The organism is Lentimicrobiaceae bacterium, assembly GCA_028697555.1.
Lineage (GTDB): Bacteria > Bacteroidota > Bacteroidia > Bacteroidales > UBA4417 > UBA4417.
Genome location: JAQVEX010000015.1, coordinates 1 through 14,762, shown reverse-complemented (window position 1 = coordinate 14,762; position 14,762 = coordinate 1). Strand labels below are relative to the sequence as shown.

The window sequence follows — 14,762 nt, the reverse complement described above, 5'->3', positions numbered from 1 at the left end:
AGGTTATGAAAAGTTAAATTTATGAAAAGATTTTTACTTATACTTTTGTTTATAGCTACCTATTTAGTTGGCAATGCAACCCATCAGCGTGCCGGCGAAATAACATACAAATACTTGAGTCCGCTAACATACGAAGTTACAATTGTAACATACTCATACGCTCCAAGCCCCGCCGACCGTTTTGAGCTTGAAATAAAATGGGGCGACGGTACAAGCGAAATTTTAAGAAGAACCAACGGTCCGGTAAACTCTAACGGATTTCATATAGGCGAAATGGTTGGACCCGACATTAGAAAGAACTTGTACGTCGGAACTCATACCTACCCGGGTGCGGCTACCTATACTATTTCTATGGAAGACCCTAATAGAAATATGGGAGTGCAAAATATTCCAAACTCAGTAGAAATACCGCTTTATATCGAAACTCAACTTATTATAAATCCATTCATAGGACCAAATTCTTCGCCTATTCTATCAATGCCACCTGTTGACATTGGCTGCGTCAATAACCTTTTTATTCATAATCCCGGAGCTATTGACCCCGACGGCGATAGTTTGTCGTACAGACTCACAATATGTAGGGGAAGCGGTGGTAATAACGTTCTCGGATATCAATATCCTAATCAGGTTGGTTCGAATATTGGCGGAGAGTTTTATATTGATGCCGTAACCGGCGACTTGGTTTGGGATAACCCGAAAATGCAAGGCGAATACAACGTTGCATTTTTGATAGAAGAGTGGCGTAACGGAGTTAAAATAGGTTATACCACCAGAGATATGCAAATTAATATAATTGCTTGCTCAAATAACCCTCCTACCCTTACGTACACCAACGATACTTGCGTTACTGCCAACGATACTATGAACATGGCTATTGTTGCTACCGATATTGACGGCGACAGAGTTAAGATTGAAACCAGCGGCGAAGCTTTTATGCTTGAACCGCCTGCAACCTACACAACTGTAAATCATCAAGGTGGATGCACAGCATATATCAATTGGGAAACATCGTGTCAGAATGTTAGAATGCAGCCTTACACTTTTTTTATAAGAGCTACGGATAGTTCATACGTTCCGCTCTCTAGCTTAGGAAGGCTCAACGTTAGAGTTGTAGCACCAAAAACAGAAAACCTGACTGCAAATGCTAGCGGAAACAAAATTATTCTGAATTGGGATCATAATACTTGCGATAATATATCAGGTTACAAAATATACAGGCGCTCGGGTTACTATGGATTTACTCCTGAAAACTGCGAAACGGGTGTGCCTGCTTACACAGGTTACCAACTTATAGAAACTTTGGGTATTACCAACAGCTACGAAGATGAAAACGTATCAAACGGTATTGAGTATTGCTACATGGTTGTGGCAATTTTTGCCGATGGGTCTGAAAGCTACGCTTCCGACGAAGCATGTTCACATCTGAGAAAAGAGCTGCCTATTATTACTAACGTCAGCATTGATAAAACTCACGATTCGGAAGGTATTGTTGATATTGCTTGGTCGAAACCAACCGAGATTGACACAATTTCTTATAAAGGCGATTTTTATTACAAAATATACAAAAGCAGAAGCGATAATCCGTTTTCGTTTGTGTTTGTCGATTCTACATTGACTATAGACGATACAATTCACAGAGAAAACAATTTAAACACAAATGATTATTACTACTACTATTATATTTCATTGATTAACAACGACAAGGGCTCCATTACTGATATTGGTAGCTCACAAACTGCTACATCTCCATTTTTAAGACTTTCGGAAGGAGATAAAAAAGCCGGAATAAATTTGGATATCGCCGTGCCATGGACAAACACCGAATACGTGATATACGAACTAAACGCAAACAATATATTCGATTCTGTTGCTACAACTTACACTCTGCCTTACACCATTTATAATTTAGTAAACGAAACGGAATATTGTTATAAGGTCAAAACCGTTGGTACTTACGGAACTCCCGGAATTATAGACCCAATAATAAACTATTCGCAGATAGCATGCGTAGTTCCTTACGACAATGAACCGCCGTGTACTCCTGAGCTTGAAATTACGACCAACTGCGATTTCTTTTACAACGAACTGTTTTTTGAACCCAACAGTATTTTTTGCAAAAACGATGTTCATAAATCGTATATACTTCGCTCCAACAATATCTACGACACAAATCTGGTAGTTATTGACTCAACTTACGCTTTCCGATACCAAACTGCCAATAACAATATTAGTGGCTGCTATGCCATACAGTTTATTGATGCAAACGGCAACAAAAGCGAAATAAGCGATGTGGTTTGTGTTGATAGCGACGTCTGTGGCAAATACCATTTGCCGAACTTGTTTACTCCTAACGGAGACGAGATAAACGATTACCTGCGACCATTCCCTTATACCGGAGTTGAAAAGGTTGATATTATTATTTTGAATCGCTGGGGACAACTAGTGTATAAAACCAACGACCCCGACATCAGATGGGACGGTAAAATACTTGACACCAACATAGATGCAAGCGAAGGAGTTTATTTTTACTTTGGCGAAGTTTACGAATACACCCCCGAAGGCATTAAACCCAGAAAGATACAAGGTAGTGTTACGATAAGGAGATAGAGAATAGTTCTGAGTTAGGAGTTAGGAGTTCCGAGTTCAGAGTTCCGAGTTCAGAGTTCCGAGTTCCGAGTTGCGGGGCAATTAGCAATGGGCAATTAGCAATGAACAATGAGTTTTGCCGGCACGCTTTACAAAAGCACGCCAGCAAATTTTTATTATTGACGCTCGCTCGCTTTTGCAAAGCGAGCGGGGTCAGCACTTCGCTCACTGCGGTGGCTGAGCGAAGTCGAAGCCCGAAGTGTCGAAGTGCTGCGTATTAATTTCGTACTTACGCGGTAGGAAATAAAAAAATATTTTGATAATTTTTTGTAAAATGATGTTTTTTGTTTCGCTTCAATAGCCGTGCCTTTAAAGACACGGCTATTGAGAAAAACTCGAAACTCAATACTCTCCTGAAACTTCGGGAAAACTCGAAACACGAAACACGTAACACGTAACACGTAACACGCAGCTCTCATCACCCATCACCCACCACTCACCACCATTCACCAACCACTAAACACCATTCACTCAATAAGCCAATCTTCCTCCAAATCCCAATTGGCTCTTATCTTTAGTTCTTTTGGAAAAATAAAGGTGGGTTCGGGATATATTTTTTTGAAGTAGTCGCCGCAATCCCATATCCCGTTGTTATTTATATCGAAAATAACTATAGCCCTGTAGGTCTTGGGATTGAAATATCCTAAATCAATCGTTGAATTGCTTACAGCTTTCACACTACGAACTAAATTATCATTTTCGGCATCTAGAATATTGACAATAATATTTTGCGTAGTTTTTGAACTAATATTCAGCTTAAGCGAACCGTAATTTTCTGCCGGACTCACACTAAAAGCCAATTTAATACTGTCGTTGTATACGTTGTAAATATCAGTGTAGCTGCTATCGGGAATTACAATTGTGTAAACCGAAGATAAAGGCTTTGGTAAATCAATTGTCAGCTTTCGGAATAAAGTATCCGCTACAGTAAACTGACTTTGAACGGTATCGGCTTTTTCATCGTCGATTAATAAATAATTGCTATTAAACACCTTAGCAATAGGAGTTTTAAAACTGATTTCCACAGGTTTGTAAAATGGTAACATTCCGGAACTAACAGTGGAAGAATATTTCAGTCTGGGGGTAGCAACTGCTTGGCTTTTAGACTTACCTTTTGGTTTCTCGGTTTCTCTTTCAACCAAACCCTTAAAAGTTATAGTATCGGAAATAGTTTTATTGGTATTTATGTAGAAAGTAGCCGTATCTACATCAGAAGGCAACCACAACATAAGCGTGTCTTTTCTGTTGCTCCACTCGTGATATTGTTTATCTATATTTTCAAAAAAATTGGCTCTTATATCAAAATCTTCGGTTGGTTCTTTAAAAATAAAACGAACTTTATTTTTGTCTATAATTTTACTTTCAACTATATGCTGGACTGTGTCCTTCGTGGTAAACATCATTAACTTAATTTCTTTCGCAGTATCTACACCTAATGAATTATTGCCAAAGTATCGCGGCTTAATTGTATCTAAAGAAAAAGCTAAACTTTCGGTTAAAAGATTACACTTATAATCGTTGTTTAAATCGTTGAGAGCAAAGATTTTATATTCACCGGCTTTTAAGTTCTGAATATGAAAAGAGCCGTCGTCATTGGTTTTTGAGATGTGTCGAGGTAATGAAGTTAGGGGAACCGAATCGTTGAAATCAGTGTAAAGCATAACCAATGCATCTTTTACGGGCTTTTGCGTATATGCATCTAAAACATGTCCCCAAACCGACAAAGTATCTATATAATCACCTGTCGAAAATGAATACACAAGGTTTGATACCTTATTATTTTCAGTAATATCGCTGATTGCATCTCCAAAAAACACGGTATATGTAGTGTTTTCAAACAAAGTGTCATTAATATTTATTTGCAATGATTTACGCTTAACCTTATAATCGGGTGCATTTTTAAAAGGCGGCGATATAAATATTTGTTTATCTGCATTTTGCAGATTGATAAACTCATCGAAAGTAATTACAATTTTTTTTGAGTCGAAATTTAAACTTTTATCTTGCGGAGAATAAGAAACAACTTGCGGAGCTTGTTTATCGACAGGTCCTCCCGACGGGGCAACAATTGTAGCACAAGAAGTTGCGACAAAAAGAAGTAAAACGAAAAGTTTTGTTTTGTTTGAAACAAAATATAGAAGAGAATTGACAATATTTAAAAACAAGTTGTTCATTTCCTACAAATTCGATTGAATATTACTCAAAACCTTGTCAATATCGGTGCAAATAAATTTTGGCTTTTGTGCAGGTTTTTCAGCACAAACCGCAACATATGCATCTTTTAATTTATATGAAGAAACGCTGTATTTTTCGGCATCTTCATTATTATTCAGCACAAAATTATCATCGTCTTGGGGCTCAATATTAAAAGAATTTAATTCTAAGGCTAAACCTTTGCCTATAGCTTTTAGGTAGCTTTCTTTAATTGTCCAAAATCTGATAAACATTTCGTTTCTGTCATCATTATTAAGAGTATTCAGAAATAGGACTTCCTTTTCGGTAAAAAATCTATCTGCAATGCTTGGATTTATCTTCTTGATTGTTTCTACATCAACTCCAACATTGCCGTCTGAAACAGCGCAAGCAAGCCAATTTTTAGAATGCGAAATGTTGAAATTATATTCCTTATATTCGCTCAAAAATGGCTTACCTTTAGATGTAAAGCTGAAATCCGACAATAAATAAGGAACATTGAAATGCTCCGAAATTGCGTATCTGGCAAGTATTTCTCCAACAAAAGACTGTATTTTGACTTTATTGTTTGCGAAACTATTCAAACGCTTAATACTAGATTCAGGTAGTAGGTTTTGATTATCGACAATAATGCTATTGTCGCAGTTTTCAATATTAAGCACATATACAGATACCCTACTCATTTACACTTTTTTTTAAAGTCGGAACAAAGATAAGCAAAATACAACAAACCTACCTTTGTTGTCGCTTGCGGTCTATTTCTTTGAGCAATATTTTGCGCATTCTAATGGATTTTGGCGTAATTTCAACCATTTCATCTCTTGCAATATACTCTAATGCCTCTTCCAACGAAAATTTGACAGCCGGCGGAATATTAACGGCTTCATCTTTAGAAGTAGTTCTAATATTGGTCATTTGTTTGGCTTTAGTAATATTGACGCCTATATCGTTGTCTCTGGTATTTTCGCCAACAATCTGACCTTCGTACACTTGATCAAAAGGTTCTACAAAAAATCTACCTCTATCCTGAAGTTTATCTATAGCATAAGACGTAGCCATACCGGTTTCTATGCTGACCAAAACTCCTTGAAGACGTTTGGGCATATCGCCTTTGTAAGGTAAAAATTCTTTAAAACGATGAGCCATAATAGCCTCACCGCAGGTGGCAGTGTGCAACAAGTTTCTAAGTCCCACAATACCTCTCGATGGAATTTCAAACTCTATGTGTTGCAGGTCGCCTTTTTCCTCAATTGCTTTAAGTTCGCCTTTTCGGTTGCTTATAATTTCAATTACTTTGCCCGAAACTTCCGGCGGAGCATCAACAATAAGCAATTCGATAGGTTCGCATTTTACTCCGTCAATTTCTTTAATAATAACCTGTGGCTGACCTACCGCAAGCTCGTAGCCCTCGCGTCTCATAGTTTCTATAAGTATAGCCAAATGTAAAATTCCCCTACCGTAAACGTTAAACTTATCGGTGGTATCTGTATTTTGTACTTTTAAAGCTAAGTTTTTTTCCGTTTCCCTTTTCAATCTCTCGCCCAAATGCTTAGATGTAACAAATTTGCCTTCTTTCCCGAAAAACGGCGAAGTGTTTATAGTAAACAACATACTCATTGTAGGCTCGTCAATATGAATATCCGGCAAAGCCTCAATTGTTTCGGGGTCGGTAACGGTATCGCCTATTTCAAAATCATCAAGACCAACCAAAGCACAAATATCGCCCGAAAAAACCTCTTTTACTTTTTCGCGTCCCAAACCGCTAAACGAATATATTTCTTTTACTTTTGCCTGCTTATTTGGTTTGTCCTTACCTACAAGAGCTACACGCATACCCTCAGTAACAAATCCTCTGTGTATTCTGCCAATGGCAATACGTCCAACGTAAGAGTTGTAGTCTAACGATGTAATTTGCATTTGCAAAGGTCCTTCGATGCTTTTTGGAGCCGGTATATGCTTAATTATGGCATCTAATAATGGCGTCATATCCGAGCTGGCAACGTTTAAATCGTTAGTCATCCAACCGTTTTTGCCTGAGCCGAAAATTGTAACAAAATCTAACTGTTCGTCGGTTGCACAAAGGTTGAAAAATAATTCAAAAACTTGATCTTGCACTTCCAGAGGACGACAATTTGGCTTATCAACCTTATTAATCACAACTATCGGTTTTAAACCCAACGACAATGCTTTTTGAGTAACAAATCGGGTTTGCGGCATAGTACCCTCAAAGGCATCTACCAACAAAAGAACACCGTCAGCCATTTTTAAAACACGCTCAACCTCGCCCCCAAAATCGGAGTGCCCGGGTGTATCTATAATGTTGATTTTAACACCTTTGTATGTAACCGAAACGTTTTTCGACGTTATAGTTATACCTCTCTCTCGCTCTAAATCGTTATTATCTAATATTAATTCGCCCGTTTCCTGATTCTCTCTGAACAAATGACACGCATGTAGAATTTTATCTACCAAAGTGGTTTTACCATGGTCGACGTGTGCTATTATGGCTATATTCCTGATTTCTTGCATATATTTTTAAAAGTTGCAAATTTACTACTTTTATATTTTTATTTTCATACAAGACATTACTTTTGTGTTAATATTTTTTCCTTTTCTCCAACCTATAAGCGTTTTGCGTAGTATTAACAAAATGTTAATAAAGTTTTCGATTTTTCGAGCATAATATGTAGCTAAATTATAACTTTGCCAACGCTTAATTAGGAGTCTTATTATGTTACAAATTCTAACAAATAATCCTTTGTTGACAACGGTATTACTGATTTTCGCAATATCAGTTATATTGCAATTGGTTTACATTTGGGCGGTATATTCAAGATTGGCTTTTTACAAAAAAAGCAATGATATATCACGACAAGATATTCCCATATCGGTGATAATATGTGCCAGAAACGAATACACTAATTTAAAGAAACACTTGCCCTATATTTTAGAACAAGATTATCCTGCCTTTGAAGTTATTGTTGTTGACCACAGAAGCGAAGATGAAACACAGTTTTTATTAGAAGATTTAAAAAATAAATACTCCAACCTTAGCGTAGTGAGTCTTACACAAGATTTGAATTTCTTTAGGGGAAAAAAATTCCCTCTTTCAATAGGAATTAAATCGGCAAAATACGATAATATATTACTAACCGATGCCGACTGCATCCCCGCCTCCGACCAATGGATAAGACGAATGGCTGTCAACATTAACAACAATGTTGAAGTTGTGTTAGGATACGGTGCTTACAAAAGCAATAAGGGATTGCTCAATAAACTTATCAGATTTGATACTTTAAAAATAGCTGCCAACTACTTAAGTTTTGCTTTGATAGGATTTCCATACATGGGTATAGGCAGAAATCTTGCTTACAAAAAAGACTTGTTTTTCAAAAACAAAGGATTTACATCGCACTACAATATTCCTTCCGGCGACGATGACCTCTTCATCAATCAGGTTGCAAATAAAAATAACACCTGTATAGAAGTCGATAAAACTTCATTTACCTACAGCGAACCAAAGAAAACTTACAAAGAGTGGATTTTCCAAAAAACCAGACACAATAAAACCGGCAAGTACTACAAAAAATCACATCTTGCACTATTAGGAATAGAAACAGTAAGTGCTTACCTGTTTTGGATATTATCAATTCTTTTGCTTTGCATGAATTATTATCCTATTATTGTTATTGCAGCAATGGTCTTACGCTTGGGCAGTCAGCTTTTTATGACAAAAAAATTAATGCAAAAACTAAACGAAAAAGGTTTCTGGTTTTATACTCCTTTATTCGAAATAATATTGCTGCTTCATAACTTTATTTTCTGGCTAAAAGGCAATAAAAACGCAAGATACAACTGGAAATAGACAATTAATAATTGTTAATTTAGCAAATTTGTAAATTATTAATACCGTTTTTATTAACTTTGCAAGCTAAAAAGGCGACAATGATAACAAACGACAAATTTGTTGGTGAAGGTTACACGTACGACGATGTATTACTTAAACCGGCGTATTCCGAAATTTTACCCGCACAAGCCGATGTAAGCACCTATTTTTCGCGTAATATAAAGTTAAATATTCCTATTGTAACGGCAGCCATGGATACCGTTACCGATTCGGTTATGGCTATTGCAATTGCACAAGAAGGTGGCATTGGTGTTCTGCATAAAAACATGACTATAGAACAACAAGCTTCCGAAGTCAAAAAAGTAAAGCGTTCGGAAAACGGAATTATATTAGACCCCATAACACTTCACGAAAATGCTTTAGTTGGAGATGCACACAGATTGATGAGCGAGCATAAAATAGGCGGTATTCCTATAATTGATGAAAACAGGGTTCTTAAAGGCATTATCACCAACCGCGATTTAAGGTTCGAACGCGACACACATAGACCTATTTCCGAAATAATGACCAAAGACAACCTCATCACCACCAAAGGTGAGTTTGATTGGCAAAAAGCTTCGGATATTTTACAAAAACACAAAATTGAAAAGTTGCCTGTTGTTGACGACGATTATAGATTAGTCGGACTTATTACCTACAAAGACATTATAAAAATAAAAACTCGTCCCAACGCATGTAAAGACGCAAAAGGTCAATTGAGAGTTGCCGCGGCAGTAGGAACCGGAAGTGATACAATTGAAAGAGTTACCGCCTTATACGAAAGCGGCGTTGATGCTATCGTTGTCGATACCGCTCACGGACACTCAAAAAAGGTTATTGAAATAATAAAAGAACTAAACAAAAAGTTTCCTAACATAGACATAATTGGTGGCAATATAGCGACAGCCGAAGCAGCCATCGCTCTCGCCGACGCCGGCGTTAGTGGCGTAAAAGTTGGTATAGGTCCCGGTTCTATATGCACAACTCGCATTATTGCTGGTATTGGTGTTCCTCAGCTATCGGCGGTTTACGAAGTTGCCAAAGCCCTTGAAGGTAGAAACATTCCTGTTATCGCCGACGGTGGCATCAGATATACAGGCGATATAGTTAAGGCTATTGCAGCCGGAGCATCGTCGATTATGGCAGGCTCGCTATTTGCAGGAGTTGAAGAATCGCCAGGAAGTACTATTATTTTGGAAGGCAGAAAATACAAAGTTTACAGGGGAATGGGTTCTTTGGAAGCTATGGATAGTGGCTCTAAAGATAGATACTTTCAAGACGACGTTTACGATATGAAAAAGTTAGTTCCCGAAGGAATAGTTGGCAGAGTGCCATACAAAGGAAACCTTGCAGAAGTTATACATCAAATGGTTGGTGGACTTAAAGCTGGTATGGGATACACGGGCTCAGCTAATATTGAACAACTTAAAAAAGCTAAGTTTATTAAAATTACAAGTGCAGGTATTATTGAAAACCACCCTCACGATGTTACTATTACCAGCGAAGCTCCTAACTATAGCAGATAATTATTAATTTAACAAAACTCTAAACACTTTAACAATGAGAAAATATTTCATAGTTTTAATAAGTTTATTACTAATACTTGCTTCAAACTCATTATTAGCACAAGATAAAGAAGTTATCATTACCATTGATGACAATAAAATATATACCGACGAGTTTTTGCGCTTGTTTAATAAAAACAATTTAGACGAAAATGGTATAACCAAACAGGCTTTAGATGAATACATGCCACTTTTCATAAACTTTAAGCTAAAGGTTATGGAAGCTAAATCGTTGGGTATGGACACTTTGGAAAGCTTTAAGAAAGAACTTTCAACGTATCGCAACCAATTGGCTATGCCATACCTTACCGACGAAGAAGCCGAAAACTTTCTGTTAAAAGAAGCCTATCAAAGGGGCAACTTCGATATGAGAGTGAAACATATATTATTTGGCATAGATGGCATAGGCTCTCCGCAGGACACATTGCAAGCATGGAATAAAGCCATTGAAGTTCGAAATCAAGCTCTCAAAGGTAGCGACTTTAGTGAACTTGCTCAAAAACACTCAAAAGACCCTTCGGCACAAGACCGCGACTTTCAAGGCACTTTGATAAAAGGTAATGGTGGCGATTTGGGCTACTTTACTGTGTTTAGAATGTTTTATCCGTTCGAAAACGCCATTCACAATATGAAAATTGGAGATATATCAATGCCTATACGCTCTATGCACGGATATCACCTAATTCAACTAACTGATAAAAAGCCTGCTCTCGGGAACATACAGTTAGCTCATATAATAATTATTAAAACCGAAAATTCGGATCCCGAACAAAATAAGAAAAAAGCTAACGATGCTTACAATTTGTTGGAGAGTGGAAAGTCTTTCGGCGAAGTCGCTAAACTCTACTCCGACGATAAAACCACCAAAGATGATGGTGGCTTATTGCCTTGGTATCCTGTGCATAAACTTATGCCTCAAATTATCGAGAACATTCACACTCTTAAACAAAACCAATACTCAAAACCCTTTGAAACACAAGTGGGATGGCATATTATTAAACTAATCGACACACAAAAACAAGGCTCATACGAAGATGAAGTTGAAAGAATTAGAAAAAAAATGGTTGACAGCGATAGAATGAGCGTAATAATTGATGCATTTGTCGAAAAAGTTAAAGCAAAACATAAATTTACCGAAAACTTAAACAACGTCGAAGAAGTTGCTACAAGAGTTACCGACTCGATTTTTACTTCTTCATGGAAACCATCGGAAGCCGAAGGTTTAAATAAAGTTGTTTTTACAATAGGCGATAAAGTCTACACTCAGGAAGATTTAGTCAACCAATTAGCTTACACGCAAAGAATGTCGGCTCCGACTTATATCCCATTTTATGTAAAAAATGTTTACGACAATTGGATGAAAAAAGAAGTAATAAGTTATGCTGATATGCACATAGAAGATGACCATCCTAACTTTAAAAATCTTATAGATGAGTACAAAGACGGAATATTGTTGTTTAACCTCACCGACAAAATGGTTTGGAATAAAGCAATTGAAGATACGATAGGACTCGAAAACTACTACAAAACCGTTTGCAATAATTATATGTTAGACGAAAGATTGCAAGCCAATTTGTACACTCTTAAAGGCAATAATAAACTTCTGAAATCCATAGAAAATGACGTTAAAAAGGGTTTAAGCTGTAATGAAATCTTGAAAAAACAGTCATTAGACAGCACACAACTGACTGTAAAACAAATTATTATCGGCAAAAACGATTTAGATAAGTGGAACAACGTTAAATGGGAAAAAGGTGTTAGCGTATCTGCTACAATTAAAAACAACGAATACCACATTATTGATGTTACCGATATTTTGCCTGCCCAACCGCAAGAGCTTAAAAACATAAGGGGAGTTATAATTTCCGAATATCAAGAATATTTGGATAATGCTTGGATTGAGAGTTTAAGAAAAAAATACTCAGTAAAAATAAACACTGCAGCTGTAAATAATCTGATTAATAAGTAATAGCAAATGCAATTGAAACATCCGAAAATTATTTATGCTATTTTCATTTTTGCAATCGTAGTGTTGGCATCATCGTGCAAACCAAAACAGCAAGAAGAAATCATTGATGCACCTGTTAAAGTTGCTCGTGTTCTCGATAGCTATTTGTATATAGATGATTTGCAAGGTGTTGTTCAAAAAAACACTCCCACAAACGATAGCATTGAGATAATACGCAGTTACATAAATAATTGGGTTAATAAAAAGCTTATTCTGCACGAAGCTGCCAACGACAAGGATATTGATTTTGCCGAAATTGATAGTAAAGTAGCCGAATACAGAAATTCGTTGATAATATATTACTATCAGACCAACGTCATTAATAGTAAGGTTGATACCAACATAACCGTTAGTGAAATTGAAAACTACTACAACGATAACAAAGACGACTTCATTCTGAACGAAGATTACGCTAAGGTCAACTTAATTACTATAAACAACAAACACCATTTGCTGAGCAAAATAAAAAAATACGTTAATTCATCAAAAGAAGACGACCGCTTTGTACTAAACGAGCTTTGTGTAAAAAACGATATCAACATTTCTATTCATAACGACACGTGGACAAATGTATTGAAAATAAAGGAGTTTGTCAATTCAATAGAAACAAATCCTAAAAGAACCGTAAACATACTTCCCAAAAAAAACACCTATACAATAAGTAATAATACAAATACGTATTTCATTATTATTGATGAATATAAACAGGCTGGAGAACAAAGTCCCATTGAATTGGTTAAAGATAAAATTGCAACCATAATAATTAAAAAACGCAAAGCCGACTTTGTTAGCAGTCTGTACAGAACACTAAACGATAACGCAGCAAAACAAAACGACTATGAAATTTATATCAAAAAGTAATAGCATACTGATAGTACTACTTTCGGTAATAAATATACTTGCCCTCAATTTCAGTAAGGCAACGGCTCAAGAGCATGTCGTGATTGATGAAATTGTAGGTTTGGTTGGAAAATATCCCGTTTATTGGTCGGATGTTGAAACAAACAAACTGCAAGTTCAAGCCTACGGCGAAAAAGTAAATGAGTGTGATATTTTTGAAAAACTTTTGCTTCAGAAATTGTACATTAATTATGGCGAAATAGATAGCGTGCAAGTTACCGACGATCAGGTTGAAAGCGAATTAGACAGACGTTTAAGATATTATATTCAACAGTTTGGTTCTCAACAAAAATTAGAAGAATTTTACGACAAATCGGTAATTGAGTTCAAAAATGAACTACGCGAACCGCTTCGATTAGAAATTCTTGCTCAAACCATTGAAGGACAAATAACAAGCGGTATTAAAGCATCGCCAAAAGATGCACAAAAATTTTTCTATAACCTACCCGCCGATAGTATTCCACTCATTCCTAGCTTGTACGAAATTGCTCAAATCGTAAAAACACCAAAAATTGGGATAGAAGAACAACAAGAAGCCCGTAAAAAATTAGAAGACATAAAAGAGAGAATACTAAAAGGTGAAAAATTCTCAACATTGGCAGTACTCTACTCCGAAGACCAAGGTTCAGCTACCAAAGGTGGAGAACTGGGCTTTTTTACAAAGGGAATTATGGCTCCGGAATTTGAAACAGCTTCATTCGGACTGAAAAATAAAGATGACATTTCTGATATCATCAAAACAAAATTCGGCTACCATCTTATTCAACTTATAGAAAAGAAAAAAGACGAAGTGAACGTAAGACACATTTTAATAATACCTAAGGTAAACCCCGTGGCACTAATTGAAGCAGCCAGAGAATTGGACAGCATAGCTGAACTTGTTCGTAACGACGAAATTCCTTTTAAAGATGCGGTATTAAAATTTAGCGACGACCCTGGCAAAGTCAATGGCGGATATATTCAAAGTCAATATACGGGAAACACTTTGCTTTCTGCCGAAGAATTTGACCCAAAAATGTTCTTCGTAGTCGATAAATTAAACGTAGGCGAAATTTCAAACAGCGTACAATATTATACCGAAGACGGAACCTCAGCTTTCAGGTTGCTATATTTAGTCAGCAGAACCGAGCCTCACAAAGCAAGCCTTGATACCGACTTTAACATAATACAGCAATGGGCTCTTGAAGAAAAAAAGGGAAAAGCCATAGCCAAATGGGTTCAAGCAAATAGCAAAAACGCTTACATAAAAATAGGCGACAGATACAAAGACTGTAAACTAAAATATAATTGGAACGTAAAACAATAAAAAATCTTTAACTACACACAAGATGCAAAAAGACACGGAAGCAATTAAAGACTTGCAACAAAAATATACTCAGCTACACAACGAAATTAATAAGATAATAATAGGTCAACACGATGTTATAAAAAAACTGCTTATTGCCATATTCTCTAAAGGACACGTTTTGTTAGTAGGCGTTCCCGGCTTAGCAAAAACTTTGATGATAAACACCTTAGCCAGAACCATGGGCATGCAGTACAGTCGCATACAGTTTACCCCCGA

At 36.6% G+C, this 14,762-nt stretch carries 10 protein-coding genes; 7 read left to right on the top strand and 3 right to left on the bottom strand.

What is annotated here, in order from left to right; translation table 11 throughout:
- The first annotated feature begins 21 nt into the window (after window positions 1-21).
- On the top strand, window positions 22-2,607 hold the full coding sequence (locus PHP31_03570) for a gliding motility-associated C-terminal domain-containing protein (protein ID MDD3738353.1): 2,586 nt from the start codon (window positions 22-24) through the stop codon (window positions 2,605-2,607).
- Window positions 2,608-3,113: 506 nt separating this feature from the next.
- On the opposite strand, the gene PHP31_03565 is transcribed toward PHP31_03570, so the two are convergent.
- From PHP31_03565 to typA, 3 genes are read right to left on the bottom strand one after another with little or no spacing between them, the layout of a single operon-like run.
- The gene (locus tag PHP31_03565) at window positions 3,114-4,820 is read right to left on the bottom strand and encodes an Ig-like domain-containing protein (GenBank protein ID MDD3738352.1); all 1,707 of its coding nucleotides are present in this window, start codon (window positions 4,818-4,820) and stop codon (window positions 3,114-3,116) included.
- Window positions 4,821-4,823: 3 nt separating this feature from the next.
- A complete protein-coding gene (locus tag PHP31_03560; GenBank protein MDD3738351.1) occupies window positions 4,824-5,522 on the bottom strand; it encodes a 4'-phosphopantetheinyl transferase superfamily protein in 699 nt (232 codons plus the stop codon).
- Between the two features lie 49 nt (window positions 5,523-5,571).
- The gene (typA, locus tag PHP31_03555) at window positions 5,572-7,368 is read right to left on the bottom strand and encodes a translational GTPase TypA (GenBank protein MDD3738350.1); all 1,797 of its coding nucleotides are present in this window, start codon (window positions 7,366-7,368) and stop codon (window positions 5,572-5,574) included.
- Window positions 7,369-7,570: 202 nt separating this feature from the next.
- Here typA and PHP31_03550 point away from each other — a divergent pair, with 202 nt between their 5' ends.
- The 6 genes from PHP31_03550 to PHP31_03525 form a co-directional block, all read left to right on the top strand.
- Window positions 7,571-8,704 carry a glycosyltransferase gene (locus PHP31_03550; GenBank protein ID MDD3738349.1) on the top strand — a complete coding sequence of 378 codons (1,134 nt, stop codon included), beginning with the start codon at window positions 7,571-7,573 and terminating at the stop codon, window positions 8,702-8,704.
- Window positions 8,705-8,784: 80 nt separating this feature from the next.
- Window positions 8,785-10,251, top strand: coding sequence for an IMP dehydrogenase (gene guaB / locus PHP31_03545; GenBank protein MDD3738348.1), 1,467 nt, complete (start codon window positions 8,785-8,787; stop codon window positions 10,249-10,251).
- Window positions 10,252-10,285: 34 nt separating this feature from the next.
- Entirely contained in the window at window positions 10,286-12,259 is a 1,974-nt protein-coding gene (locus tag PHP31_03540) for a peptidylprolyl isomerase (protein MDD3738347.1), read from the top strand.
- Window positions 12,260-12,265: 6 nt separating this feature from the next.
- The gene (locus PHP31_03535; GenBank protein ID MDD3738346.1) at window positions 12,266-13,159 is read left to right on the top strand and encodes a hypothetical protein; all 894 of its coding nucleotides are present in this window, start codon (window positions 12,266-12,268) and stop codon (window positions 13,157-13,159) included.
- Window positions 13,137-14,504: a peptidylprolyl isomerase gene (locus PHP31_03530; GenBank protein MDD3738345.1), complete on the top strand. Its 1,368-nt coding sequence runs from the start codon at window positions 13,137-13,139 to the stop codon at window positions 14,502-14,504. The genes PHP31_03535 and PHP31_03530 overlap by 23 nt, the downstream gene beginning before the upstream one ends.
- 22 nt (window positions 14,505-14,526) lie before the next feature.
- The coding region (locus PHP31_03525; protein ID MDD3738344.1) for a MoxR family ATPase at window positions 14,527-14,762 on the top strand (236 nt) is incomplete at its 3' end.